This is a genomic window from Pseudomonas sp. LB3P25 (assembly GCF_054897985.1).
In genome coordinates, this window is record NZ_CM142711.1 from 4,522,504 (window position 1) to 4,548,732 (window position 26,229).

The 26,229-nt window shown below is 57.5% G+C and carries 26 protein-coding genes and 1 pseudogene; 15 read left to right on the forward strand and 12 right to left on the reverse strand.

Annotation, left to right across the window (positions count from 1 at the left end; all coding sequences use genetic code 11):
- Positions 1 to 62: 62 nt before the first annotated feature.
- The 4 genes from ACYZTW_RS20600 to ACYZTW_RS20615 form a co-directional block, all read right to left on the reverse strand.
- The gene (locus tag ACYZTW_RS20600) at positions 63 to 446 is read right to left on the reverse strand and encodes a VOC family protein (RefSeq protein ID WP_462001560.1); all 384 of its coding nucleotides are present in this window, start codon (positions 444 to 446) and stop codon (positions 63 to 65) included.
- 93 nt (positions 447 to 539) lie between these two features.
- The gene (locus ACYZTW_RS20605; protein WP_462001561.1) at positions 540 to 1,658 is read right to left on the reverse strand and encodes an S-(hydroxymethyl)glutathione dehydrogenase/class III alcohol dehydrogenase; all 1,119 of its coding nucleotides are present in this window, start codon (positions 1,656 to 1,658) and stop codon (positions 540 to 542) included.
- Positions 1,659 to 1,787: 129 nt separating this feature from the next.
- Positions 1,788 to 2,756 (reverse strand): ABC transporter substrate-binding protein, encoded by a 969-nt coding sequence (locus tag ACYZTW_RS20610; protein WP_462001562.1) that lies wholly within the window; start codon positions 2,754 to 2,756, stop codon positions 1,788 to 1,790.
- A 152-nt stretch (positions 2,757 to 2,908) separates the two neighbouring features.
- Positions 2,909 to 3,748: a HalD/BesD family halogenase gene (locus ACYZTW_RS20615; RefSeq protein ID WP_462001563.1), complete on the reverse strand. Its 840-nt coding sequence runs from the start codon at positions 3,746 to 3,748 to the stop codon at positions 2,909 to 2,911.
- A 109-nt stretch (positions 3,749 to 3,857) separates the two neighbouring features.
- Between ACYZTW_RS20615 and ACYZTW_RS20620 the strand changes: the two genes are divergently transcribed.
- The 3 genes and pseudogenes from ACYZTW_RS20620 (at position 3,858) to ACYZTW_RS20630 (ending at position 5,967) form a co-directional block, all read left to right on the forward strand.
- A complete protein-coding gene (locus ACYZTW_RS20620) occupies positions 3,858 to 4,775 on the forward strand; it encodes a LysR family transcriptional regulator (protein ID WP_462001564.1) in 918 nt (305 codons plus the stop codon).
- Between the two features lie 67 nt (positions 4,776 to 4,842).
- Positions 4,843 to 5,130: pseudogene (locus ACYZTW_RS20625) on the forward strand (diaminopropionate ammonia-lyase); the annotation flags it as partial.
- 69 nt (positions 5,131 to 5,199) lie between these two features.
- The gene (locus tag ACYZTW_RS20630; RefSeq protein ID WP_462001565.1) at positions 5,200 to 5,967 is read left to right on the forward strand and encodes a metallophosphoesterase; all 768 of its coding nucleotides are present in this window, start codon (positions 5,200 to 5,202) and stop codon (positions 5,965 to 5,967) included.
- On the opposite strand, the gene ACYZTW_RS20635 is transcribed toward ACYZTW_RS20630, so the two are convergent.
- On the reverse strand, positions 5,941 to 6,816 hold the full coding sequence (locus tag ACYZTW_RS20635) for an alpha/beta fold hydrolase (protein ID WP_462001566.1): 876 nt from the start codon (positions 6,814 to 6,816) through the stop codon (positions 5,941 to 5,943). The two genes, ACYZTW_RS20630 and ACYZTW_RS20635, sit on opposite strands and share 27 nt — an antisense overlap.
- Positions 6,817 to 7,386: 570 nt before the next feature.
- On the opposite strand from ACYZTW_RS20635, the gene ahr reads away from it, so the two are divergent.
- The 3 genes from ahr (at position 7,387) to ACYZTW_RS20650 (ending at position 10,966) form a co-directional block, all read left to right on the forward strand.
- Entirely contained in the window at positions 7,387 to 8,418 is a 1,032-nt protein-coding gene (ahr, locus tag ACYZTW_RS20640; RefSeq protein WP_462001567.1) for an NADPH-dependent aldehyde reductase Ahr, read from the forward strand.
- A 220-nt stretch (positions 8,419 to 8,638) separates the two neighbouring features.
- On the forward strand, positions 8,639 to 9,850 hold the full coding sequence (locus ACYZTW_RS20645; RefSeq protein ID WP_462001568.1) for an MFS transporter: 1,212 nt from the start codon (positions 8,639 to 8,641) through the stop codon (positions 9,848 to 9,850).
- A 15-nt stretch (positions 9,851 to 9,865) separates the two neighbouring features.
- Positions 9,866 to 10,966, forward strand: coding sequence for a Gfo/Idh/MocA family protein (locus ACYZTW_RS20650; protein WP_462001569.1), 1,101 nt, complete (start codon positions 9,866 to 9,868; stop codon positions 10,964 to 10,966).
- 4 nt (positions 10,967 to 10,970) lie between these two features.
- Here ACYZTW_RS20650 and ACYZTW_RS20655 read toward each other — a convergent pair whose 3' ends face one another.
- Positions 10,971 to 11,855, reverse strand: a complete 885-nt coding sequence (locus ACYZTW_RS20655; protein WP_462001570.1) for a LysR family transcriptional regulator — start codon at positions 11,853 to 11,855, stop codon at positions 10,971 to 10,973.
- A 168-nt stretch (positions 11,856 to 12,023) separates the two neighbouring features.
- On the opposite strand from ACYZTW_RS20655, the gene ACYZTW_RS20660 reads away from it, so the two are divergent.
- From ACYZTW_RS20660 to ACYZTW_RS20690, 7 genes are all read left to right on the forward strand, one after another.
- Positions 12,024 to 13,124, forward strand: a complete 1,101-nt coding sequence (locus ACYZTW_RS20660; protein WP_462001571.1) for an alkene reductase — start codon at positions 12,024 to 12,026, stop codon at positions 13,122 to 13,124.
- A gap of 93 nt (positions 13,125 to 13,217) precedes the next feature.
- Positions 13,218 to 13,841, forward strand: a complete 624-nt coding sequence (locus ACYZTW_RS20665) for a cysteine hydrolase family protein (RefSeq protein ID WP_462001572.1) — start codon at positions 13,218 to 13,220, stop codon at positions 13,839 to 13,841.
- A 66-nt stretch (positions 13,842 to 13,907) separates the two neighbouring features.
- Complete coding sequence (locus tag ACYZTW_RS20670) at positions 13,908 to 14,300, forward strand: tautomerase family protein (protein ID WP_462001573.1); 393 nt, start codon at positions 13,908 to 13,910, stop codon at positions 14,298 to 14,300.
- 242 nt (positions 14,301 to 14,542) lie between these two features.
- Positions 14,543 to 15,448 (forward strand): LysR family transcriptional regulator, encoded by a 906-nt coding sequence (locus ACYZTW_RS20675; protein WP_462001574.1) that lies wholly within the window; start codon positions 14,543 to 14,545, stop codon positions 15,446 to 15,448.
- A 177-nt stretch (positions 15,449 to 15,625) separates the two neighbouring features.
- Positions 15,626 to 16,384 carry an SDR family oxidoreductase gene (locus tag ACYZTW_RS20680; RefSeq protein WP_462001575.1) on the forward strand — a complete coding sequence of 253 codons (759 nt, stop codon included), beginning with the start codon at positions 15,626 to 15,628 and terminating at the stop codon, positions 16,382 to 16,384.
- Positions 16,385 to 16,448: 64 nt separating this feature from the next.
- Positions 16,449 to 16,850, forward strand: coding sequence for a nuclear transport factor 2 family protein (locus ACYZTW_RS20685; RefSeq protein ID WP_462001576.1), 402 nt, complete (start codon positions 16,449 to 16,451; stop codon positions 16,848 to 16,850).
- Positions 16,851 to 17,242: 392 nt separating this feature from the next.
- Entirely contained in the window at positions 17,243 to 17,683 is a 441-nt protein-coding gene (locus tag ACYZTW_RS20690; RefSeq protein ID WP_462001577.1) for a hypothetical protein, read from the forward strand.
- Positions 17,684 to 17,799: 116 nt separating this feature from the next.
- Here the strand turns inward: ACYZTW_RS20690 and ACYZTW_RS20695 are convergent, their stop codons facing one another.
- The 6 genes from ACYZTW_RS20695 to ACYZTW_RS20720 all read right to left on the reverse strand — a co-directional run bounded on the left by ACYZTW_RS20695 (position 17,800) and on the right by ACYZTW_RS20720 (position 23,656).
- A complete protein-coding gene (locus tag ACYZTW_RS20695) occupies positions 17,800 to 18,813 on the reverse strand; it encodes a GlxA family transcriptional regulator (RefSeq protein WP_462001578.1) in 1,014 nt (337 codons plus the stop codon).
- A gap of 151 nt (positions 18,814 to 18,964) precedes the next feature.
- The gene (locus ACYZTW_RS20700) at positions 18,965 to 20,074 is read right to left on the reverse strand and encodes a quaternary amine ABC transporter ATP-binding protein (RefSeq protein ID WP_462001579.1); all 1,110 of its coding nucleotides are present in this window, start codon (positions 20,072 to 20,074) and stop codon (positions 18,965 to 18,967) included.
- A complete protein-coding gene (locus tag ACYZTW_RS20705; protein ID WP_462005807.1) occupies positions 20,064 to 20,927 on the reverse strand; it encodes an ABC transporter permease in 864 nt (287 codons plus the stop codon). Before ACYZTW_RS20705 ends, ACYZTW_RS20700 begins: the two co-directional genes overlap by 11 nt.
- Before the next feature lie 154 nt (positions 20,928 to 21,081).
- Positions 21,082 to 22,083, reverse strand: coding sequence for an ABC transporter substrate-binding protein (locus ACYZTW_RS20710; RefSeq protein WP_462001580.1), 1,002 nt, complete (start codon positions 22,081 to 22,083; stop codon positions 21,082 to 21,084).
- A gap of 41 nt (positions 22,084 to 22,124) precedes the next feature.
- The gene (locus ACYZTW_RS20715) at positions 22,125 to 22,964 is read right to left on the reverse strand and encodes a pyrroline-5-carboxylate reductase family protein (protein WP_462001581.1); all 840 of its coding nucleotides are present in this window, start codon (positions 22,962 to 22,964) and stop codon (positions 22,125 to 22,127) included.
- Positions 22,965 to 22,996: 32 nt separating this feature from the next.
- The gene (locus tag ACYZTW_RS20720; protein ID WP_462001582.1) at positions 22,997 to 23,656 is read right to left on the reverse strand and encodes a TetR/AcrR family transcriptional regulator; all 660 of its coding nucleotides are present in this window, start codon (positions 23,654 to 23,656) and stop codon (positions 22,997 to 22,999) included.
- A gap of 135 nt (positions 23,657 to 23,791) precedes the next feature.
- Here ACYZTW_RS20720 and ACYZTW_RS20725 point away from each other — a divergent pair, with 135 nt between their 5' ends.
- The gene (locus ACYZTW_RS20725; protein ID WP_462001583.1) at positions 23,792 to 25,828 is read left to right on the forward strand and encodes an oxidoreductase; all 2,037 of its coding nucleotides are present in this window, start codon (positions 23,792 to 23,794) and stop codon (positions 25,826 to 25,828) included.
- A gap of 20 nt (positions 25,829 to 25,848) precedes the next feature.
- Positions 25,849 to 26,226, forward strand: a complete 378-nt coding sequence (locus ACYZTW_RS20730; RefSeq protein WP_462001584.1) for a cupin domain-containing protein — start codon at positions 25,849 to 25,851, stop codon at positions 26,224 to 26,226.
- The last annotated feature ends 3 nt before the right edge of the window (positions 26,227 to 26,229 follow it).

Here is a 26,229-nt window from a genome sequence, read left to right on the forward strand (position 1 = left end):
CAGGGCGATTCACTTGGTAATGAAGATGAATGACCCGGCCCGGTTGATGCCGTACCTGAAGCTTAGGCTGGCTTGAAACAGTACGCGGCCAGCTTATTACCGTCGAGGTCGCGGGCGTAAGCGGCATAGGCGTTGGGTGCCCAGCCTCGTGGGCCCGGCGCACCTTCGTCAGTGCCACCGCTGGCCAGGGCTGCGGCGTGGAACGCGTCAATGGCGGCTCGATCCGGCGCTTCAAAGCTGACGGTGACGCCGTTACCCACACTGGCCGGGGCGCCGTTGGCCGGTTTCAAGACGAAGAAGGAGGGAGCGCTCTCCCCCCAGATTGAACCATTGTCGTCAAGATCGGCAATGCGCTTTTGGCCCAGCGTACCGAGTACGTTGTCGTAAAAGTCGCGGGCTTTTTGCAGATTGTTGGTACCGACGGTGACGTGAGTGAAGATGGTCATCTAAATGTTCTCTTTAGTAGAAGCGTGGTGGATGGGTATTGCAGTTTTGCCAGGGCGAGACTCGCCCTGGCGGCTATCGCCAGGCAGGTTGAGTCAGCGATCGAAATGAACAACGGTGCGAATGCTCTTGCCTTCGTGCATCAGGTCAAAGGCCTTGTTGATGTCATCCAGACCCATGGTGTGAGTGATGAAGATATCCAGCGGGATTTCACCCTGTTGAGACTTCTCGACATAGCTGGGTAGTTCGCTGCGTCCTTTCACCCCGCCAAATGCCGAGCCGCGCCAAACGCGGCCGGTCACCAGCTGGAACGGTCGGGTACTGATTTCCTGGCCGGCGCCGGCGACCCCGATAATGACCGACTCGCCCCAGCCCTTATGACAGCACTCGAGGGCCGCACGCATCAGGTTGACGTTACCGATGCATTCGAAGGAGTAATCCACACCACCCTCGGTCAGCTCGACGATCACCTCCTGGATCGGCTTGTCGTAGTCCTTCGGATTGATGAAGTCGGTGGCGCCCAATTGCCTGGCGATGTCGAACTTGGCCGGGTTGATATCGATCGCGATTATTCGGCCGGCCTTGGCCATGGTGGCGCCGATAATGGCTGCGAGGCCGATGCCGCCAAGACCGAAGATGGCCACGCTGGCGCCCTCCTCCACCTTGGCCGTGTTGAGCACCGCGCCAATACCGGTCGTTACACCGCAACCGAGCAGGCAAACCTTCTCTAGCGGTGCTTCCTTCGGGATTTTGGCCAACGATATTTCTGGCAGTACCGTGTACTCGGAGAACGTCGAAGTACCCATGTAGTGAAAGATGGGTTGGCCCTTGTAGGAAAAACGACTGGTGCCATCCGGCATCAGGCCTTTGCCTTGGGTCGCGCGAATTTTCTGGCAGAGGTTGGTCTTGCCGGACGTGCAGAATTTGCACTCCCCGCATTCCGGGGTGTACAGCGGGATCACGTGATCGCCCACCGCCACTGAAGTGACACCCTCGCCGATGGCCTCGACGATACCGCCGCCTTCGTGACCCAGAATGACCGGAAAGAGGCCTTCAGGATCAGCGCCGGACAGGGTAAAAGCATCGGTATGGCAGACACCGGTTGCGATGATACGCACCAGCACCTCCCCGGCTTGTGGTGCAGCCACATCGACTTCGACAATTTGCAGGGGTTGGTTGGCTGCAAAAGCTACGGCAGCTCGTGATTTGATCATATTCATAATTCCCGGGCGCAAAGAGGGGCCGCCTCTTTGTAGAAACAAGAAAAATCGGTCTGAGATTGTGTTTACGCAGATGAAGCTGAGGGACGTTACACCGGGCAGGCGTCCTTGCCCTTTTGCCGATTAGAGCGATGCGTCGATTTTTTTCGCGACGGCTTCACTGACCCAGGCGTGCCACACTTCCGGGTGTTCCTTGAGGAAAATCCTGGCCAGTTTGGGGGATTCGATGCGTTCCTTGGTCATCCTCGCCAGGTTCTGATTCAACAGATCGATGGGGATGTTGACCTTCTCCAGAACCGCAACCAGTTCTGGCGCCTGCTCATGAAAAGCTTTGGAGAGTCCGACTTTAGTGATGACGTTTTTGTCGACCCCCGGTTTCTCTTCCAGTCTTATCGCATCGATCTGCCCCATCAGCGGCGTCGGTGACCAGTAGTAGAACAGCACAGGTTCACCACGCTTGTAGCTGGAGAGCACGGCCGCATCCAGTGCAGCGCCGGTCCCCGGGCGAAAGTTGGTGTAGGTGCTTTCAAGACCGTATTCTTTCAGCATCTCGGTATTGTCCTGTTCACAAATCCAACCCGCGGGACAATTGTAGAAACGTCCTTTGGAAGGCTCCTCCGAGTCTCGAAAAACCTCTGGGTATTTGCTCAGGTCGGCCACCGTCTTGAGGTCTGGAGCGCGAGCGGGTTTATTGCGTTTAGCATCCCCCTCAACCACATAGCGCGGCACGTACCAGCCCTGGACTGCACCGATGATCGGTGAGCCAACGGCAATGACCTTTCCGGCGGCCGCGGCTTTCTTCCAGACTTCGCTACGTTCCATCCACTCTTCGCCAAATACTTGAATGTCGTTGCTGGCCAGAGCGGTCTCAAGAATGATGGTGTTACCCACCAACTGGTCGGTTTCGCAGCCGTAACCATCCTTGAGAACAATCATCATGATGTCGGTGAGGAGCATCCCGCTCTCCCAATTCAGACCGGCAAATTTCACCGATTTGCCTGACTCACACCACCCTGAAGCCTGACTTGAAGCGCTACCGACGAGTAAGCCTAAGGTGAGTAACGAGGCCAGCAAGTTCTTCTTGTATTTCATGATCAGACGCTCCGAAACAGTATTGGGGGCAGGGAGCTCTTGCTTGCTACAAAAGAGGCAAGCGAGTGCCATCAGATCTAACGTGGACAGGTGCCTGTGCATACACGTGAAGCGATGGAGTGAGTGAATAGCTTTATTGTTGATTGGGTAACTTAATTCAAAGGCTCTACCGTGGTACGCCCGTAGAACAATTGACGGGCATAGGCGCTGAACTCGACATTGGGCTGATCCACATAAGCAAATACAGCGTTGAGTCTTAACCTGTCACCCACCACCGGCGTAACACGATGCAGTGAATAGCGGCCGCGAAACAATGTCAGTGTTCCAGGCACTTGAGGCAGAACCTCTATCTGCTGGGTGTCGGGGTTATCAAGGAATTTCCTGACCGCGTCATAACAGTCGTCGCCCTCATTGCGAAGCATGCGTACATATTCAAAATCCCCGCCGGCGCTGGCCGCCTGGAGTGACAGCGTGACGCTGAAGTCGGACCGATCAAAGTGCCAACCCAATTGCTGTCCTGCCGTAAAGCCCTGCAAGTTAAGCGCTGCTAACGGATCTGCATGGCGATAGAGCGTGTCCAGACCCAACACATCTTTGATGAAAGAAAGCACTTCGTCCGATTCATAGATCTGCCTGATCAAGTTGTCGGCAGGAATATCCGCGTAGGCGACAGTATCTTTTTCAGTTTTCATCAAACGTCGCAGGGGATGCTCTGAATCAACGCTTTCCTCTTGAGGTTTGAAATAAACCGTGTGGTTTTCCCGGAAGTGAAACATACGCGGGTGCAGTGCAAGCGTTTGATCCGCCATCGTCGCAACCGGCTCATCACGGACAAATCCCGGGAAGATCGCGACGCCTTCCTGCCCGAGCAATGATTGGCTATGAGTGACCAGCGCCCGATAAGCAGGGTCGGTTCGATCGGTAATGGGATAACGCTGGAGGTCGATGACATCGCCCAGGGTTATGGCGGGTGTGAGAGGCAGCATAGGCATGATTATTGGTCTCCGGTGGCTCTTGCTGGAGTCAGATTGCATCGGAGGCAAAAACAAGTCACGCTCATATTTTTACGCTATTTTGTGAATTATTTTCAGGTCGTGCCCTATGAGACTCACCCTGGATCACCTCGTGATGCTGCAAACCCTGTCGGAAGTCGATTCGGTGACCGCTGTGGCCGAGCGTCTATGGCTGACGCCTTCAGCCGTCAGTCATCGCATGCGGGAGGCGGAACGCCGGCTTGGCGTGACCCTGACAGAGCGCTCAGGGGGAAAGTTGCGACTCAGCCCTGCGGGTGTGCGCCTGGAGCGAGCAGCAAGAGACATCATCGCGATTCTTAACGAAGCGGAGGCGGAGGCCAGATCCATGGCAGGTGGGGTCACAGCCTTTGTACGTATGGGGGTCACCTCATACGGGCCGTTTCGCTGGATTCCAAAATTTATCAAGCATTACTCCAGTCTTCGTCCAGACATCGAAATAACACTGGTGACCGTGCCCCGTAACGACGTTTATGCCAGCCTGATGCAAGGCAGGCTCGATGTATCGATTATTGATGACGGTATGGTGCCTAGTGGCGTAGCCAAGTTGCCGCTTTTCCGTGACGACCTCATTGCGATCATGGCAACGGATCACCCGCTGGCGCAGAGGAAAAACATTTATGCCGAAGACTTCAAAACTTATAACCTGGTGACGTATTCAACGGACCGCGCAAGCGGCTGGGAATATGACCGGTTCTTCGCGCCCGCGAGTATTTTGCCGCGCCGAATGATTACCGTGGAATTGATTGAAGCCATCGTCGAACTGGTGCGCTCGGGATACGGAATCAGCATATTGCAACGCGACTTGGTGACGCCCAGCCTTGAGCGCGGAGAGCTTGCATGGGCAGCCCTGAATGACGGCCTGGATATCGCCTGGAACGCTATTATTCGCCCCTCCGAGCCCGAAGGCAGTGAAGTCAATCAACTGGTCACCGAGCTGACCAGCTGGATTAAACAGGCAGGGAAATCCGAGAATGGCTATGCATAGCCAGAAGCCCGAGACGGGCGTGGGCAAAATAGTCAGTGGCCGGTCTCCTCCACCGGCACCTGCAACCATGACGATTGAAGATGAGGATGCCGTCAACGCCATGCGCATGCTGGCGCGAGGCAGTGATCGGGACGTTCCGCTGGTGGCCGGTGAGTCGGCGGTGGCCGGGCTCGCGGGGTTGATCCAGTTGCTCAAGTCGCCACACCTGGCCGCTGAAGTGGGTATTGATGAACACTCACGGATTCTGCTCATCAGCACCGAAGGCGCCACGGCTCCGGCCGTTTACAACGAACTGGTGGGAGAGACGGCTCAATCGGTGCTGCAACGCCAGCACATCTGGCTGCAACGAAAATAAGGTGATGGCAGGGGGTTATCAACTTGTCAGTAGAATGGGGTGCCATTCAAAACAGGTAGGAGTTGATCGATGCGCATCGCCTTGCTGTCAGACATCCATTTGTCCGTCAACGCGTTACCTTTTCCCGATGTGGATGCCGATATTGTCGTCCTCGCCGGAGACATCTCCCGACCGACTACGGCCATTGAGTGGGCCAAATCGTGCCCTGTTCCGATCGTGTACGTGGCAGGGAATCACGAGTTTTATGGCAGTGACTTGATCTCAACCTACGAGCACTTGAACAGGCTGTCGCAAGGTACACAGATCCACGTATTGGAACGCTCGGAATATGTCCACAACGGCGTGCGGTTTTTGGGTTGCACGCTGTGGGCTGACTATCGTCTTTTTGATTCTGCAGAGGATCGGGCACAGGGTATTGATCTGGCGACGAAGCTCATGCGGGACTTCACCCACATAAAAATCTCGCCCGATTTTCCAGACCTGTTCAGCCCGGCAATTTCCCAACTCATTTTTTTACAGACTGTCGCCTGGCTGGAAGACTGCTTCACCCGCAACAGAACCATTCCCACGGTGGTGGTTTCCCATTTCGCACCGACACGGTTAAGCATCAGCCCGTTTTTTGAGGGTTCACCGATTAACTCGAGTTATGTTTCAGACCTCGAAGACCGGATCAAAGACTGGCAGCCGGCACTGTGGCTGCATGGCCATACCCACGGGAGCTTTGACTACCAGGTGGGCAAAACCCGCGTCATTTGCAACGCCCGGGGCTATGCAAAAGAGGGCATCAATGAAAACCCTCAATTTAATGACTCATACGTGATTGACCTGGATATCTGAGGCTACGCGGCCCTGCGTCCTGGAAACCGGCTGCAGAAAACCGAGCAAGGCCTGCCGGGTGTCATGCCAGGCCGCCGGGTGTTCCATATCGAGGAAGTGCCCAGCGTTCTTGATGGTATGGAACCGGGACTGAGGCGCGTGATCGGCAAAAAGCCGGGCGTCTTCCACCGAGGTGTACTCATCCCATTCGCCGTTGACAAACAGCAGCGGGATTTCGATGGCATTGGCACAGGCGACATAGCAATGGGTGTCTTGGGTCAGCACCTCATTGACGTGGAAATGCATCTGCCTGTACTCGTGTTCGGCCAGACTGCTGATATGGCGGTCATTAAAGCGTTTGAACAGCGATGGCAGGTGCTTGCCGATCGTGCTGTTGATCAAGCGACCGACATTGAGGCGGTCGCAGGCCTGGAGATGGTTCAGGCCGCTTTCCAGGTAATCGCGCATCGGTGTATTGATCCGCGCTGAGAATGAATTGATCACCGCCTTCTCGATTCGTCGCGGCCGCTGGGCCAGCGCCAACAAAGTAGCCGCGCCACCCCAGGAAAAGGACAGCACGTGGTGCACACCAAAGTGTTCGATTAATTCCAGCAGTATCGCTGCCTCGTCTTCCTTTCGGATCGGTTGGCCGTGGAGGTTGTGTTGCTTCGACTGACCGGCGTAGGGCTGGTCGTAGAGAACCACATTGAATCGCGGCTGCAGGTAACGCACCGTTTGGGCAAAGGATGCGGTTGTTGCCAGTGAGCCGTTGACCAGAATGATGGTCTTGTCAGCGGCGGTGTTGAGATAGTGCTCGGTATAAACCTTGTACTTCTTGCAGGTCTCGACGATGGCAGTTTTCGGCATCATATCTTTTTCTTCCTTGAACCCATTGGACTAAGCGCACAGCGTGAGGGACGTCCACAGGGCCATATCGCAGAAAGCAGAACACGCGAACCTGACCGTGAAGTGCCAGGCCAATACATTAATAATTCAGGGCGATTTTCAAGCGTCAACGCATAGGCCTCCTCGGGTTTAACCTGGCAACACGGACAAACAACAACAGCGCGAGGGTGCCCGGATGGCTACCGTGACCACTTAGTCACTGACTGACCATAGGCTCAGAGTTAAGCAGGAATTTCCCCGTCTGCAAGAACGAAGACGAGTTATTGCGTCGAACCGCAAGCGCTGAACTGGCTCAGATCCCGGTATTCATGCACCTCTGACCCGCAGATCCCATGGACGACCATTGAACGCGTGCCCTCGCTCCCCAATTCTCGCCTTCAAGCATTCGCCACCTGCTCCGGCAGCGCGGTCGTCGATGGCGTGGCGGGCCAGTCCTGGCGAACCTACCCTTCGCAAGCGACACGCTACACTTCTCTGGTTGCGCCGCAGCGCCTGAGCGGCCAAAGCCCCTGTCTCCTGATCTGGAGGTGTCCAATGAGCGATAGCACCGAACTCACGACTTTCACCGGCTGGGCCGCAACGGCGGCCGGCGCTCCACTGGAGCGCTATAGCTACGATCCCGGTCCATTGGGGGACGAGGAGGTGGAAGTCGCCGTGGAATATTGCGGCGTCTGCCACTCCGACCAGTCGCTGATCGATAACGACTGGGGCATTAGCCACTACCCCTTTATCCCCGGCCACGAGGTGGTCGGCAGTATCGTGCGAGTGGGCGCGCAGGTACGCGGTCTCGAAGTGGGACAACGGGTGGGCATTGGTTGGTACAAGGGCAGTTGCATGCATTGCTCCTCGTGTATCGGAGGCTCCCACAATCTGTGCAGTACAGTTCAACCCACCATCATCGGCAGCAACGGGGGCTTTGCCGACCGCCTGCGTTCACACTGGGCCTGGGCCCTTGCGATACCGGACGGACTCGACCCGGCTATGGCCGGGCCACTGTTCTGCGCCGGCTCGACGGTGTTCAACCCGCTGGTGGAATTCGACGTCAAACCCACTGACCGGGTCGGTGTGGTGGGCATCGGTGGCCTCGGTCATCTGGCACTACGCTTCCTCAACGCCTGGGGCTGCGAAGTCACGGCCTTTACCTCGTCGTTGAGCAAGCAGGACGAAGCCAGACGCCTGGGCGCGCACAACGTAGTCGCCTCGACCGACAGCAATGCGCTGAAATCCATTGCCGGCACCCTGGATTTCCTCTTGGTCACCGCCAACGCCGACCTTGACTGGCCGGCCATGCTCGGCACCCTGCACGGCAAGGGGCGCCTGCATTTTGTTGGCGTAGTGCCCGGTGCTATTCCAGTGCACGTGTTCGACCTGCTTCCCCAACAAAAGAACTTGTCCGCCTCCCCGGTCGGCTCGCCCGGTACCACGGCGACCATGCTGGAATTCTGTGCACGCCATCAGATCCTGCCGCAGGTTGAGCACTTTCCCATGAGCCGGGTCAACGAAGCCATCGATCACCTGCGCAGTGGCAAGGCGCGCTACCGCGTCGTGCTGGACGCCAGCAAATGACAGACTGGCGCGTCGGATAACGCCGCACGCGCCTTCTACTGCTACGACAGCAAGCCCCCCCCTTCATCGTCCCAAGCGGAGCAGGCCCGACCTCATCGGCTACTCGCAAGATGCCCGATCACGGACATCTACGTCCGAAATGTTCGGACCTCTAGCGCAATTTTTCCCGACTGCATCTATTCCTACACTGGGTCCATCACTTTTCCGCAGTTGGAACACCATGGACTCAACCCAATTCATCAAGGGCAAACGGCCGCTGTATTGGCTGGCCTTAGGCACGTTTGCCGTCGGTACCGAAAGCTTCATGATTGCGGGTTTGCTTCCCGGCATGGCGACAGATCTTGACGTTAGCGTCGGCGTGGCGGGCCAGTTGGTCACTGTATTTGCACTGGCCTATGCACTGAGCTCTCCGGTGCTGGCTGCGCTGAGCGGGAACCTGAATCGACGCAGGCTGCTGATCGGTGCCATGGCGTTATTTGCGGCGGCCAATCTGCTGGCGTTTGCGGCCAGTGGCTACTGGTCGTTGATGGCCGCGCGGGTGGTATTAGCACTCGCGGCGGCGGTGTATGTACCCGGTGCGAATGCGCTGGCCAGCGTGGTTGTGCCACCCGAGCAGCGTGGCCGCGCCATCGCTATCGTCAACGGCGGCCTGTCGCTCGCCATCGCCCTCGGTGTTCCGGCGGGCACCGTGCTGGGTGCAGCAATGGGCTGGCGTGCCACGTTCGCCAGCGTCGCGATCATTTCCGCGTTGGCCGTCGTCGGTTTGCTAATGGGACTTCCACGTGAAATAGGGGCCGGCCTTGCCACCGCCAGCCTGCGCCAACGCGTTTCAACCGCGGCTCAGCCAGCGGTATTGCGTACGTTGCTGATCACCACGTTGTGGGCGATGGCCAGCTACACCACTTACACCTACCTCGCTCCGCTTTTGGAAGCCACCACCCTCATAAATGGCCCGGCGATAGGTTTCGTGCTGTTTGGCTGGGGTGTTTCAGCCGCAATCGGCCTGGCCATCAGTGGCCCGGCGGTAGACCGCAAAGGTCCGCGCGCAGTGATCCTGCCGGCGTTGGCGACATCCACTACGGCCTTCATCGTCTTGTCACTGGCGCCGCACGTTGTCGGCAAGCAGATCGTGGTCGTGCCGATTGTCCTCGCTATCGCTGCCTGGGGCGTGGCGCACTGGGCTTTTTATCCTGCCCAGCAAACCACGCTGGTCGGTGTGGCTGGCGTCGCGAGTGCGCCGGTGGTGTTGTCGCTCAATGCCTCCTTCATGTACCTCGGCTTCTCACTGGGTGCGGGTCTCGGCTCCCTGACTTTGCGCTACAGCTCGTTGGCCAACCTTGGCTTCGTCAGTGCCTTCTGCGCGGCGGCGGCCTTGACCTTGGCCTATGCCTCCGGCCGCCGGCCAGCACCGCAACCTTACCCTTCAAACTAAGCTCAGGAGCTTTGCATGACCATGTCATCTAAAATTCGAGTGGGTCTCATTGGCGTCGGTCATTGGGCCGAGTACGGCCACTTACCTGCCCTCAAGCTGCTTCCCGACTACGAACTGACGGCAGTCCACAGTCGCGACCCGGCCAAAGCCGCCCAACTGGCGCAGCGCCACGGCATCCGCTTTGCGCTCGATTCCGTGGAAGCGCTGGTGAACCATCCGGAAGTGGACCTGGTAGTCGTGCTTAACACGGCACCGCAGCACGAGATCACCGTGCGGGCAGCCATCGCAGCCGGCAAAGATGTGTACTGCGAATGGCCGCTGACACCCAGCAAGGCCGTGTCGCAGGAACTGATGGCGCTTGCGCAGAAAGCCGGCGTTCGGCATCTCATCGGATTGCAGCGGCGACTGAACCCGGACTATCGCTACGTGCGCGATCTGTTAAAGGACGGCTACATCGGGGAACTGCGTTCGGTGCGGCTGCATATCAGCGTCGAATACTTCCAGCGGGAACGCATGGCCGCCCTGCACTTCACCATCCCCCCGGAGAACTTCTCCAGCCTGCTCTCCATCTATGGTGGTCACTATTTCGATGCGGTGTTCACCCTGCTGGGCCATCCGGACAGCATCAGCGCTCTCACTGTCAACCAATTCCCGGAAGTGACACTGATCGAGACGGGTGAAGTGTTAAAACATACGACCGCCGACCAGATCGTGGTCAACGGAACCTTCTCCAATGGCGCGGTGCTGACAGTGCATATCGAAGCCGGGAAGCGAAATAACTATGGCATGCAACTGGACCTGACCGGCACCCAAGGCGATCTCAAGATCTGGAACACCACCAGCTTCGGCAACGAATTCAACATCATCGATGCGGCCCAGGGAGACTCGCAGCCCATGCGCACCCTCAAGGTCCCGCCGCGCTACAACTGGTTGCCAGAGAACAACCTGGGAGGCAGCCAGCAGGAACTGGCCAATTTGTATGCCGCCTACGCAAAGGATGCGCGCGACGGTACACACCTGGCGCCCACCTTCGCAGACGCCTTGCGCATGCACGAATTGATCGACGCCATCGAGATCTCTAACCGCGACGGCGTGCGCCTAAGGCTGGAGGCGTGAGGAATCAGATGCGCAAGTGCGCACTCATGTAGTCAATGAAAACGCGCAGCTTGGGCGAGGCATAACGGCTGGCTGGCCACAGCATCCAGAAGACGACTTGGCGGTCCATGTAGTCGTCCAGCACGGTGACCAGTTGGCCGCTTTCCAGCGCTTCGCGCACCAGGAAGGTAGGCAGAAAGGCAATACCCCTGCTCTGGATTGCGGCATAGGCAAGGGGCTCGACGGTGTTCGCAGTCATGGTCGCGGGTAGCACCAATTCGGACTCGGAGGCCACGAGCTGCAGCGGCCAACGCTCCAGCTTTCCCGTTGCGGGAAACTTGTGTTGCAGGCAGAAATGGCTTTCCAGTTCACGCGGATGGGCAGGTACACCATGGCGCTTGAGATACGTGGGCGACGCCACCAGCACATGTGCGCAAGAACCCAAGCGACGCGCGGACAAGCGTGAATCGGTTTGCTCGCCGGTCCGAATCACCGCGTCGAAACCTTCTTCGATCACATCGACCATACGGTCGGACATATCGATATCCAGCTCGATCTCTGGATACCGCTCCATGAACCCGTCGAACGCCGGCATTAGCAGGTCGCCCAGTTGCGGCGTGCCCACGCGAAGCCGACCACGCGGGTTGCCGGCCAGGCCTGACAACTCGGATTCGGCAGCGGCCACTTCGCTCAGGATGCGGCGGCATCGCTCCAGGAACAGGGCCCCCTCGGCAGTCAGCGTGACACTGCGTGTGCTGCGATGAAACAGCCGTACACGCAACCGCTCTTCCATCCTGGCGATGGCCTTGCCCACGGCCGAGGAGGAAACCCCCAGCTGCCGACCGGCCTCGGTAAAGCTGCGCGTTTCGGCAACTTGCACGAACATTGAGATGCTACTCAGGCTGTCCATCACATTTCCTGTCGGCAAAACCGTCGATTTTTTAGCCCCACATAGTGCTCCCCCCACAACGCTGGATTACGGAAAAACTGTCCGAAATGTTCGGCATCGCGAGATATTTTTCTTCAACCGTCGTGCGCCTATATTGCTCACATCCCACCTCAGACAGGAATTGATGACATGTCCAAGCTGCACACGAATATCCAAATAGGCCCTTATCAAATTGCCCATCGCGTCGTTTTAGCGCCGCTTACCCGCATGCGTGCCGAGCCGGGCGACATCCCTGGCCAGTTAATGGCCGAGTACTACGCCCAGCGTACCACCGCCGGTGGCCTGCTGATCGGCGAAGCCACTATCGCCGCACCCAATGGCAATGGATACCTCGGTGCTCCCGGTCTGTATGACGACAGCCAGATCGCTGGCTGGAAGCTTGTGACCGACGCCGTCCATGCCAAGGGCGGGAAAATCTTCCTGCAGCTCTACCATGCAGGGCGACAGTCCAATAGCCAACTGCAGCCGGACGGCAGTCAACCGGTGGCCCCTTCCGCCGTGGTCCACGGCGGTGTGGCCTACACCGAAGCCGGTTGGGTGCCCAATACCCCGGCGCGCGAACTGACTATCTCTGAAATCCGCGGGCTGGTGGACAGCTTCCGCGCCGCGGCCGAACGCGGTGTTGCGGCGGGTTTCGACGGCGTGGAATTGCACTCGGCCAACGGCTACCTGTTTGACCAGTTCCTCCAGGACGGTAGCAACAAACGCACTGACATCTATGGTGGATCATTCGAAAACCGCAGCCGGTTCCTGTTGGAAACGGTAGATGCCGTGACCTCCGTCTGGGGAAACAACCGGGTGGCCGTTCGTCTCGGTCCGAGCGGTACCTGGGGTGATATGTCCGACAGCGACCCGGATGGCCTGTTCACGTATGTCGCGCGCGAACTGGACAAACTGAATCTCGGCTACCTGCATCTGATTGAGCCGCGCATCGCTGGCAACGTCGAGGACGAGAGCAAGAACCAGAATCCGCTGGCGGCCCAACTCATCCGGCAGCACTACAAGGGCATCATCATTGCAGCGGGCGGCTTCGCTGGTGAATCGGCGAAGGCGATCCTGGAGGCCGGCGATGCCGACCTGGTTGCTTTTGGCCGCCACTTCATCGCCAATCCTGACTTGCCAGAGCGCCTGCGCAACGGCTGGCCGCTGAACCCGTACGACCGCGAGACGTTCTTCGGTGGCACGGAGGTGGGTTACACGGACTATCCTTTCCATACCGAAGCTGCCTGATAATCCGCACCGCTGACAGCTGGGGTCGTAGTACCCCAGCTATCCAAAAAACCTGTCCTCCAACCCCGTTCCAACTGAATAGCAGGCCTCCCAATGAGTACTCCTGTTTACCCCGTAGAAACGTCCGCTCTTATTCTCGTCGATGTTCTGAACGATTTTCTGGCTGACGACGGAAAGCTGAACGGCATGATCGAACCCATGTTGAAACAGTTGAATCTCAAGGAAAACCTGCAACGCCTTCTTGAGGGAGCAAGAAGCGCCGGAGTGAAGATTTTCTTCTCTCCCCATGGCCTTGATGAACACAGCTTCGATGACGTCAAGCACCTCCATCCCCGCTTCAAGCAAGCGCTCGAGAACAAGGTCTTTTGGAAAGGCAGCATTGGAGGACAGTTCTTCCCCCCCCTGCGTCCACGCCCCAATGAGTTCGTGGTCAGCCACCACAGAATTTTCAGTTCCTTTCATGGCACTGACTTGCACAAGCAACTTCAGGAGCAAGGGATCGAGAAAGTCATTATTGCTGGACTGACGTCACAGACCTGCGTGGAAGGCACTGGGCGAGATGCCCTGGAGGCTGGTTATCACGTGACCTTTCTTAAGGACGCCGTGGCTGATTTCACTGAGGAGGCACATCGCGCAGCTCTTGAGATTTCCTACCCCACTTTTGGCCACGAGACATTGACCATCGACGAGTTTCTGAATGCAGTCCAGGGCGACTGATCTCACCTCTTTTATGCCCTTCGTTATGCCGGCCGTACTACCTATCTATTCAGTAAGGAATGTCCCATGCCATTAGCCAGAATCGATGTTGCTGCCCAAACCACACCGGAAACTGTCGCGGCCATTGGTGATGTCGTTTATGAGGCGATGATCAACACGGCCAGCGTTCCTGAGCACGACAAATTCCAGATCATCACTCGCCACGCCAAGGATGAATTGGTCTACCCGCCCGAGGGTTATCTCGGCCTGACCTACACGCCAGGAATTGTTTTCATCCAGGTCACTTGGGTTGGCGGTCGGTCGATTGAAGTGAAAAAGGCTTTCTACAAGGCGATCGCAGACGGAATTCATTCAAAAACCGGACTGCGCAAGGAGGACGTCTGGATCAGTTTGATCGATGTGAAGCGTGAAGATTGGTCGTTCGGCAATGGAGAGATGCAATACGCACCGAAGGATTGATCCGGATCTTCAAATAAAGGGGATGTAGCATCGAATGCTGCATCTCCTTTTACGGCTGAAGTTAATAATGAGCTGGAATAGCAAACCTTTTTCGTGCCACCAAGCGGGGGCTTAAGGCCAATGCTGCGGGACATTGCACCGCCGGCAACCGGGGCCATAGTGCCCCAGTTGTCCAGAAAACCTGACACAACGGGGCCTGGCGGGCCCAAGGTGCATTCTGGCTGATGGGAGGTGCCAGGTATATGAAGGACCTTTTCACCTACAGGCTTTTCACAAGGGTGGCGCGACTGGGCAGTTTTTCGGCCGCGGCACGCGAAGTGGGTCTTTCTCAATCCCAGGTTTCCAGGGTTGTGGCCGAACTCGAAGCCGATCTCGGCACCCTGCTTTTGGCGAGATCGACACGCGCGGTCGTGCCCACTGAGGCAGGGGCGGATTTTCTGTCGCGCATAGAGCCCATCCTTGCAGCGGTGGAAGAAGCTGAGCAGAGCGTTCGCGGAGGTGGAGAGCTGCGTGGTGTCGTGCGGATCAGCATGCCAACGAGCATCGGCGTCAGGGAAATCATTCCGCGTTTAGCGCCGTTCGCGGCAATACATCCCAACCTGCATATCCAGGTCCTGCTCGCCGATCACTGGCAGGATCTGGTCCGCGAAAATATCGATGTTGCGATAAGGCTGGGGCAGCTCTTGGATTCCAGTGCAACGAGCCGTCAGATCATGACAATCAAGAGATTCATTCTCGCCTCCCCCTCCTACTTGCGCGCCGCTGGAGAGCCGACCACACCGGACGACTTGCAATCACATCGAATCATTGCAGGTCCGGCCTCGACTGTTCCGAGTGGCTGGATGTTCACGCGCAATGGAGAGACCAGGACCATTCAGCTCGAGGCTCACTTCTCGACCGACGAAAATGAGGGCGCTGTCGCAGCCGCGGCCGCTGGGTTGGGGATCACGTCGACAACGGCCTGGGCGTGCCGGCGTGAGCTTGAAAGTGGTGAACTCGTCACACTGCTCACCGATTGGGAGACCGAATCCGTACCTGTTCATGCCTACTTCCCCCATGGCTCGCGAACCCGGAGTGCCGGCCGTGCCTTGATCGAGCATCTTGTTGCCAATCTTCTTGGTGAGGGCTGTAACACGTCGAGCGTGTAGGTTGATGACGTTCGATTTATGCATCCCTTGCATAGAAGATAGCGAAAAAGAGTGGCTACTCAGATCCCGCCGAAGTTGCCAATTTAGTGCCACCACCCTGCACGACGCATCGGTCGACCTGTTCATCCGGGCGGCGCGCTGGACGGCCTTTATTTTCATCCATCCAGGAGAAGTGTCATGCGTATGACCGGCAATACTATCTTCATCACTGGCGGCGGCTCCGGCATTGGCCGAGGCCTGGCCGAAGCCTTCCACACGCTCGGCAATCAGGTGATCATCTCTGGCCGGCGTATGGAGCGGCTACAGGAGACGCTCGGTGCCAATCCGGGTATGGCCGCCATTGAACTCGATATTACCGACCCGGACAGCATCCAGGCGGCAGCGCAGAAGCTCATTTCCAATTACCCGGACGTGAATGTGCTGATCAACAATGCCGGCGTCATGATGCTGGATCACGCAGACAAGCCAGTGGACGATGCGCTCGCACTGTCGACCGTCACCACTAACCTGCTCGGCCCGATTCGCATGACCTCGGTCCTGATTGAGCATCTGAAGGCGAAGCCTGATGCGGTGATCGCCAACGTCTCCTCAGTTCTCGGCTTCGTGCCGATGGCAGTGACGGCGGTCTATTCGGCGACCAAGGCAGCCCTCCATTCCTACACGTTGTCACAGCGTTATCTGCTGCGCGAACAGGGCATCCAACTGATCGAAATCGCGCCGCCTTGGGTACGCACCGAGTTGCTCAATAGCAGTGAGGAAGAGCGCGCCATTCCTCTCGACCAGTTCATTACGGAAGCGATGAAGCAGTTCGAGAGCGGCGTGGACGAAATCCTCGTCTCACCAGCCGAAGCAATGCGTGCCAACCCTGGCCCGAATGAGCATGTCTGGATTAATCAGTTCAACGACATGATCGCAAACGGGCCGACTCTCGGCTGACCGCTACCGCGTCGGGCGGCCTCAGCGGTCGTCTACCCCTCATATTGCTAACAGGACCAAGACTATGACCGCACGCACACCAACCGAGAACAAGGCAATCGTTCTCGAAGGATTCGACACCCTATTCAACCGCAAGGATTTGGCTGCGGCCGAACACTTCTGGTCGCCCTCTTATATTCAACACAGTGCTCATATGCCCCCAGGCCGCCAGGGCCTGTTCGATCTGGTCGCCGCGGGGTCGCCCACACTGCGTTACGAATGCCAGCTCGCGGTGGCGCAAGGCGATTTCGTCATGCTGCACGGCCGATTCTCTGGCCTCGGCCAGCCGGTGAACTGGGTCGTGGTCGACATCCTCCGCCTCGAGAACGGCGTGATGGTCGAGCATTGGGACGTCATCCAGGACGAGGCCACGCGCGACAGCTCCGCGGGCGGCCATCCCATGTTCGGAGATCACTTCCCGGGCTGACGCTCCCCCGAACAACCACTCGGTGGTTTTTTCGGCGATTGGCCCGAGCCTTGCTTTGGCATCTTTTGCGTGATGGGCATTACAGGGCGTGTAACTCAGGATGTTCAGCCTCTGGACGCTCTGGCATCTACACCAATCCATAGGGTGCTGATGGTGCTGATGCAGACCGCAAGCCTGGCGACGATCTTGGAGTTTATGCTGCACCTGAACAGGGTGTTGATTGTGGCAAGCCTATAGGCAACAGGCCGCCCCACTTTCAGGAATTCCCCCAAAGTTGGGGACTTTCATCCTCTAAGGCTAGCAGGCTTATTAATTGCCAAACTTCAATAAGGGCAGGTTGACCGCGCTCCACGCATTAATCAAAAAAAATAAAAAACAAGGGGAATCCAACCTTGAAAATTTCAACACTCTGCGTCGCGGGCAACCTTTTGGTTTCGTTCGCGGCTTTTGCTACAGGGACTATTCCCGCCATCGACCTGGACTTCACAAGGTCAGCTGCTGAAACGCTGAAAAAACGGGGCATCAACGACGCTTGTATTGTTGCCGCTTCAAACCCTAAAACGTTCACCTATTGCCGAGAAGGATCGTCAACGCTCTGGAAGTATCAGGCTTTAGATCTGGAACAACAGGCGGCGATCCTGAATGGCGAAAAGCAGCACTTGACAGACTACGGGCAAATCACCGTCGCGCAAGTCGATAGCGCAGCCTGCCAGCAAGATAACCCGATGCCATTCGTTAAACCGGCTATTACTCGTGGGCTGGCCCTCGGCCTGATCACCCTGTTTCTGTTGATTGGTTTGCGATCTACCTACCGGGCAAGTCGCCGCCCCTAACCAAAACATGATAGGCAAAGCGTCGAAAACGGACGCTTTAGCTCCCTTAATACGACTTAATGATGACGGCTTAAATCTGCGCAAATCACGAGTAGGCACAGACTCAAAAAGTAGCTTTATTTGACGAGTCGCGTTTCCTTGGAAGGTCTGTATCCGAAGTACGAGCTATAGCACTTGCTGAAGTGGCTGGGCGATACAAAGCCACACGCAACCAACACGTCCACCTGGGACAGCTCCGTGTGCTGGAGCAGTCGACGCGCTTCGGTAATTCGCAGCTCCATGTAATACCGTTGCGGCGTTGTGCCCAGTTGCTCCTTGAACAAGCGCTCGAGCTGTCGACGAGAACGGCCTGCGTAGACCGCCAACTGCTCCAGCTCCAGAGGCTCTTCGAGGTTGGCATCCATCAGCTTCACCACCTCGCGTAATGGCGCGCTCACGCAGATATTTTCAGTCGGCTTTATGCGCCGATAACGCGACTCCTCGAAAGCAAGGATGTCCTCAATCCCCTCGACGAGGGCTTTGTCGTGCAATCCTTTGATCCAGTCCAACGCCATGTGGAATGCCCCCGAGGGACTGGAAGCCGTAAGCCGGTCTCGATCAATGACGTAGGGCTCACTGGTGACATGCGTCGCCTTGGAGATTTCCGCGAGTGCGGGGCGATGTTCGGGGTGAATCGCGCAACGATATCCGTCAAGCAAGCCGGCCCTCCCCAGGAACCACGCACCATTCCACAACCCGGCCAGACTGACACCCTGGTCTGATGCAGCCCTCAATAGGGAGATGAGTTCATCCGTCGCTTTGAGTTCTGTCCTGTAGCCGCCGCAAATGACCAGAAGATCCAGGTCCTGGATCGTTGAGCCATCGAAACGGGTATCTGGCCGAATGACCAGGCCCAGGTCACTGACGACCTCCTCATTGGTCAAGCCGAACGTTCGGGAAGAGAACAACCCGGGTCGCAGAAGATTCGCGGTGACAATCGTATCCAGTGCTTGCGTGAATGCGGGCAGCGAGAAATGCTCGAGCAACAGAAAGCCTGCCCGGACCATTTGAGTCTTCTCGTTGGGGTTCTCATTCAGATAGCGGAGATTTTTCCCCTTCATGCCTCCGCTAAATTGGCGTCGCTCGATCAATGTTCGACCTACTCGGTTACGTTACCCAACAGCTCGTTGGGTGCGTTGATAAACCTCAATGCTAACTGCAGAAGTTTCAAAACCACTAGCGCCATTTTGCGATTGATCAGGTCAACTGAAAGCCGTGACGCCGGGTAAAAAACCAAGAGGATTACTCCTCGGCGAGCCGTGTCACTTTCGCTACGGCTCGCAACTGAACCACCTGTGATTCCTCGCTCACCGTCGAGGTGACCATCGTTGCAATAATTGACTTGAGCGCCAACTGCCCCACCGGCTGACCTTGATTGTCAGTGACCACCAATTCGTCGAGTCCCGCTTCAACCAGTCGCTTGACCGCCGACTCGAGTGACGTCCCCATGGTTACTGCCAGCGTTGCTCCAGCCTTCACCCGAGCAAACGGCCGCATGATGGCCTCGACGCTGATCACCCGGCCCCGGTTCACTTCCTTGACGAAGTTGGCAATGTAATCGTCGGCAGGGCTCATGACGATCTCCTGCCGGGTGCCTTGTTGCACCACCTCACCGTCACGCAAGATAGCGATGCGATCACCGATGCGCAGCGCCTCATCAAGATCATGGGTAATGAACACGATGGTCTTCTTGATCTCTTTTTGCAGGTCCAGGAGCACCGATTGCATGTCCATGCGGATCAGCGGATCAAGGGCCGAGAAGGCTTCATCCATCAACAGAATCGGCGCATCACTGGCCAGTGCCCGGGCCAGGCCGACTCGCTGCTGCATGCCGCCGGAAAGCTGATTGGGATAGTGACGCTCGTAACCTTTGAGCCCTACCCGATCCAGCCAGCCCCTGGCGATTTCTTCTTGTTTGCCACGGGGCAATCCCTGGATCTCCAGCCCATAGACCGCATTGTCAAGCACGGTCCGGTTCGGCAGCAGCGCGAACTTCTGAAACACCATGGAAATTCTATGCCGGCGAAACTCTCGCAGATCGTTCTGGCTCATCTTGAGCACATCCACACCACCGACGATGACTTCGCCGGCCGTGGGTTCGATCAATCGATTGATATGTCGGATCAGGGTCGATTTGCCCGAACCGGAAAGCCCCATGATCACCTGAATGCCCCCGGACGGCATGCTGATATTGATGTCCTTCAAACCCAGTACATGACTGTGAGTGGACAGCAGTTCAGCCTTGCTCATGCCCTTTTTGATCCGTTCGATACTCGCGTGCGCCTGGTAACCGAAGATCTTGTAGAGATGCTTGATCTCGATGCCGAAATCGTTGGTCAGATTAGTGGCCATGAACCCTCTCCAGGTGCTTTTGCAATCTTCTGCCGTAGGCTTGGCTGACCCGATCGAAGATCACCGCAATACCGACAATGGCCAGGCCGTTGAACATGCCCAGGGTGAAGTATTGGTTGGAAATGGCCTTGAGCACCGGTTGCCCGAGCCCCTGAACCCCAATCATCGACGCGATGACCACCATGGCCAGGGCCATCATGATCGTCTGGTTGATGCCGGCCATGATCGATGGCAACGCCAGCGGTAACTGGACATTTTTCAGTTTCTGCCAACTGGATGAGCCAAAGGCGTCGGCGCACTCCAGCATCTCGGCGTCGACGTGGCGGATACCGAGATTGGTCAGGCGGATCATTGGCGGCAAGGCGTAGACCACGACCGCAATCAGCCCCGCGACCTTGCCGATTCCCAGCAACATCACCACCGGAATCAAATAGACAAAACTCGGCAGGGTCTGCATCACGTCCAGTACCGGGCTGACCAGGTTCTGCAGACGATTGGAGCGGGCCATCGCGATACCGGTCGGCAAGCCGATGACAACGGAGATCACCGTGCAGACGAAGATCATCGACAGGGTCTTCATCGTGTCGGACCACATGTCCAGATACCCGATAGCCATCAGCGTGAACACGCAACCCAGGACAATTTTCCAGCTGCGGCTGGCGAACCAGGCAATCAGGGCGACCAGCACAATGATGATCGGCCATGGCGTCGTGGTCATGAACCTTTCGGATTGATTAAGGAAAACTTGCAACGGCTGGAAAAACGCTTCGAAGCTATCGCCGTAGGTACTGGTGAAATTGCGAAAGGCACCGTCGATGGCCTTTTTCAAGGCCCGGAGTCTTTCGTCCTCCATATGTGGAAAGCTGAGTAACCACTCCATGACATTCCCCTTTCGTAGAAGACCGTAAGAACGCTGGCAGGTCATTTCAATACATGGGTGTTTTTATTGTTGTCTGCGCGCAGGGGTCGATGCAGCCTGTCGCAACGGGCTGCATTGACCCCTGGGATTAAAGCGCAGCCTTGATCTTGCCGGACGCTTCAGGCGTGACCCACTGACTCCAGAGCGCTTCGTTGTTTTTCAGGAAGTACTTCGCGCCTTCCTCACCGGTGGCCTGGTTATCGGTCATCCAGGCAATCAATTTGTTCACCGTCTCGTTGGACCAGGCGCGCTTGTTCAGGTACGCCATGACGGTTGGCGAACGAGCCGCGAAGGACTTGGTGGTCAAGGTATAGACCCGATCGACCGGCCAGCCATTGGGTTTTGGATCAGGACAGTCGGCGACCGTATTGCAACGTTTCCACTCCGCCGGATCGACAGCATGACCATTTTCCAGTTTCACCATCGGGTACTTGCCCAACAAGGCGGTCGGCTCCCAATAAAACCCCAACCAGGGCGCCTTGCGCTCGTAGGCTTTGGCAATGGAGCCGTCCAGCGCCGCTGCCGAACCGGTATCCACCAGCACAAACCCGGCCTTCTCGAAACCATAGGCCTTGTAGAACTGACTGGTCACCACGGTGCCGCCCCAACCTTGCGGGCCGTTGTAGATCGCGCCTTTTTTCTTGTCGTCAGGGGCCGGGAACAGTTCGGGATGCTTCTTCACATCATCGAAGCTCTTGATGTCGGGATGGGCGTCAGCGATGTACTTTGGAATCCACCAGCCTTGAGAACCGCCGTCGGATAAGGAGCTTGCTGCCTGAACCAGGTTACCGCTTTGAATACCCTTCTTCGCGACCTCTGGAACCAGGTCGATCCAGCCCTCGGGGGCGATATCGGGCCGACCCTTTTCAGCCATCGAAGTAATGGTTGGAACCGTATCGCCAGATACCAGATCGGCATTACAACCGTAGCCGGCATTGAGGATCAGCTTGTCGACATTGGCCATCACTTCGGCCGATTGCCAGTTCATGTTGGCGATCGTCACATCACCACACTCAGACGCTGACACCCAACCAGTGAAGGCAACAATCCCCAGTGCAAGTCCCGTCTTCGAGAAAGACTTTATATTCATAAACGCTAACCTCGATTGCGGCCAGAGTTGTGAAGGGCCAACTACCGCGTCATTGGACCTTCTTTCGTGTCAGCAGAATGGGCAAATGGACTCATGGAACTGGCGACTGAAGTCGCTGAATCCAGACCTGCTTTTATTGTTTTATCGAAGCCGCCGGCGATCATGGCTTCGAGGCCCGCCGCCGTGACGCCGCGGTAACTGATGAGCGCCTGCAAGAGTTCGTCGACGGAGTGCCCATTGCCGATCAGCTGGCTGGCATCCACTACCACCGCATTGGCTGCGCGGCGGGCAATGGCGGGAGGCAAGCCGCTGCTCACTGCCTGTTGGAACAGGCTGCGAGCCAGCAACGCCGGGTAAGCAGGTCCTGTTCCTACCAGCGCTGTCAGGTAGTTCAACTGGTGTTCGGTGAAGACTTCATCGGCGCTGCCGAAGGTTTCAAACAGCCGTTGGGCGAACGCTTTTTGCCCGTCGGTGACCTCTTGCGTGACCAACCAGGGCGTATAGGACTTACCGATTTCTGCGGCGGCATTGGCCATGGCGCGAATCACTTGCCGACTGCCCGTACGCTGCACCACTTCTTCCAGGGGCACGCCGGCCATCAACGAAATCACCAGCCGGTTTTCAGCGAAAATCTTTACGTCGACAAACTGCTCGGGGCGTACTGACACGATGACCACATCACAACGTTCCACCAGCGCCTGGTTGTCCCGCGTTACCGATACCTGCGACCACTTGGCACTCGGTAACGGGTTGCTGGCGCTGCGATTCGAAAGCACCAACGCACCGGGCTGGACAAAAGCCTTGTCGAGCATCGCCAGAGCAATCGAGCGGCCAAGCCATCCCGATCCACCGATAATGCCTATCGTGGGTTCGTCGAACATTTGAACCTTCCTTCGTCAGTCAGAAGTCGCGGTCAGTCAGGGGTTGGCGGTGAAACTTCATCCATCACATACCCATGGCGGGAGTAGAAGCGTTTCAATTCGCGCTCCAGGGGTTCCTGGCCGGTGAAGATCTTCACGTACTCGGGAATCCGCCGCATTCGCTCCCCGACATCCTCTCGGGTGTTGGTGCTGATATAGCCAATCTGCGTCAGGTAAATCGTTCGAGCCCGCACATCGGCGGCGTCAAATGCATAGTCGAAACGCACGAACATCCGGATAAGGGCTTCGCGCCTGGCAATGTCGGCCACCCGGATATGTTCGGCCACTTCAGCGGACTGCAAGGCCCAGCTGCGCATCGCAAATTCAAACTGTGAATCGAACAGTTCCGGGTTCAGCCAACAGTCGAAAACGTTGAGCATCGCCTCGGCAATGCTTTCGGCATAACACTCCGTCTGGGCGATCAGATTGCCGGTGTTCTTCACTCGCCAGCGCTCGATCAATGCGGCGAGCAGCTCTTCGCGATCCTTGAAAAACCAGTAAAAACTGGTTCTCGACAGCCCCAGTTTTTTGGCCAGCGGCATCACCCGCACCGTGTCGACACCGCACTCGGTCAGGCTTTCATACGCTGCATCGAGCCACCCTTCCAGGGACCCTCTCCAGCCGGTTTCTGCTGCTTTGGTGTGTTCGTTCATGGCTCGATCCTAGTCGCTCACCCGACACCGCGCAAGCTAAATGTACACCTGTGTCCAGCTTGTTGACACAGGTGTACATTTCGCCCTAACGTAATTTCAACGTAGGTCCTTGCCCTCTTCCGGAGAGTCTTGACGATGCTGAATGATCCGCTCCTCCAGCCCTATCAGTTGAAGCACCTGACTCTCCGAAACCGCATCATGACCACCGCCCACGAGCCGGCCTATCCCGTAGACGGCATGCCCAAGGACCTCTATCGCGCCTACCACGTTGAACGGGCGAAGGCTGGCGTGGCCTTGACCATGACGGCTGGGTCTGCTGCGGTTTCGCGGGACAGCCCACCGGTGTTCAACAACATCCTGGCCTACAAGGATGAGGTGGTCGGCTGGATGAGAGACCTCACCGACGCCTGTCATGAACATGGCGCTGCGGTCATGATCCAGTTGACCCACCTTGGCCGGCGCACGCGCTGGGACAAGGGTGACTGGTTGCCCGTGGTCTCGCCGTCATTCGAGCGCGAGGCCTCCCATCGCTCCTTCCCGAAAAAGATGGAAGACTGGGATGTCGAACGCATCATCAAGGACTATGCCGACGCCGCCGAGCGGATGAAGTTTGCAGGCCTGGACGGCATCGAACTGCAAGCCTACGGGCATCTGATGGATCAGTTCTGGTCGCCGCTGACCAACGACCTCGATGCCCCATATGGCGGCTCCATCGATAACCGACTGCGGTTTACCTTCGACATCCTCAGCGCCATTCGCCAGCGCGTCGGCCATGAGTTCATCGTCGGCGTGCGCTATACCGGCGACGAACAACTGCCCGGTGGACTGACCTCGGCCGATGGCCTGGACATCTCCAGGCGTTTGAAAGACAGCGGCATGGTGGATTTTCTTAACGTTGTGCGTGGACACATCGACACCGACGCTGGCTTGACCGACCTGATTCCGATCCAGGGCATGCGCAACTCACCGCATCTGGACTTCGCGGGAGAGATTCGCGCCGCCACCGACTTCCCCACCTTTCACGCGGCGAAGATCCCGGACGTGGCCACCGCCCGCCATGCCATCGCCTCGGGCAAGATCGACATGGTGGGCATGACCCGCGCGCACATGACCGATCCGCATATCGTGCGCAAGATTATCGAAGGGCGCGAAGAGGACATTCGTCCCTGTGTCGGCGCCAACTATTGCCTGGACCGGATCTACCAGGGCGGTGCTGCCTATTGCATTCACAACCCGGCCACCGGCCGTGAAACCAGCATGCCCCATGACATTCCGAAGGCGGCGAGCAAACGCAAAATCGTGATTGTCGGCGCCGGTGTCGCCGGGCTGGAAGCGGCGCGAGTGGCGGCCGAACGCGGTCATGAGGTGGTGGTGTTCGAAGCCGCCAACCAGGCCGGCGGCCAGGTTCGGCTCACCGCGCAATCGGAGCGGCGACGGGAAATGATCAGCATCGTCGAGTGGCGCATGGCCCAGTGCATCGCCCGAGGCGTCAGCTTTCGATTCAATACCTGGGCCGAGGCCAGCACTGTCTACGACGAAAACCCGGACGTGGTGATCATCGCCACCGGCGGCCTGCCCCACACCGAGATTCTCACCGCAGGCAATGAGCTGGTGGTCTCGGCCTGGGACATTATTTCCGGGGATGTGAAACCCGGGCGCAATGTCCTGCTGTTCGACGACGCGGGCGATCATGCGGGCCTGCAGGCCGCCGAGTTCATCGCCAAGAGTGGCGCAAAAATCGAGATCATGACGCCGGACCGGACCTTCGCACCGGAAGTCATGGCGATGAACCTGGTGCCCTACATGCGCTCACTGCAAGCCCTGGATACCACCTTCACCGTCACCTTCCGACTGCTCGCCGTAGAACGCGACGGCCAAGATCTGTTGGCGACCATCGACAGTGACTACGGCAATGCGCGCAAGGTCCGACGCGTCGATCAAGTGGTGGTTAACCATGGAACCCGACCGCTGGACGAACTGTATTTCGAGTTGAAACCCGTCTCCAGCAACGGCGGCGTGGTCGAACACCAGGACTTGATCGTCGGCAACCCACAAAGCGTGCTGACCAACCCGGACGGCCGATTCCAGTTGTTCCGCATTGGCGATGCAGTGGCTGCGCGTAACACCCACGCCGCGATCTACGATGCCTTGAGACTGGTCAAAGACTTGTAAACGAACCCAGGTGAAGAATCATGCCAAGAGATGAAACACCCTCGTGGAGAATTGCCGGAAAAAACGGCATTCAGGGACCGGTCGACGGTTCTCTCTATTACTCGTCCTCGATGGATGACTGGTTGCCGACAAAGGCTGAAGGCTTCTGGATCAAACCCCTGTTTGAGGACAGCGAGCGCGGTGAAAAAACCCTGTTGATGAAAGTCGACCCTGGTGCCCATGTCGCCAGCCATACCCACGAAGGAGAGCTTGAGCAACTGTTCGTGCTGCAAGGCTCATTCTTTGATCAGGATCGAACGCTGAACGTCGGCGACTACTGTTGCCGTGCCCCCGACGCGGCACACAGTGCGGGCTCGGTACAAGGGGCCATCCTGATGGTGATCTACACACGCCGATGATCA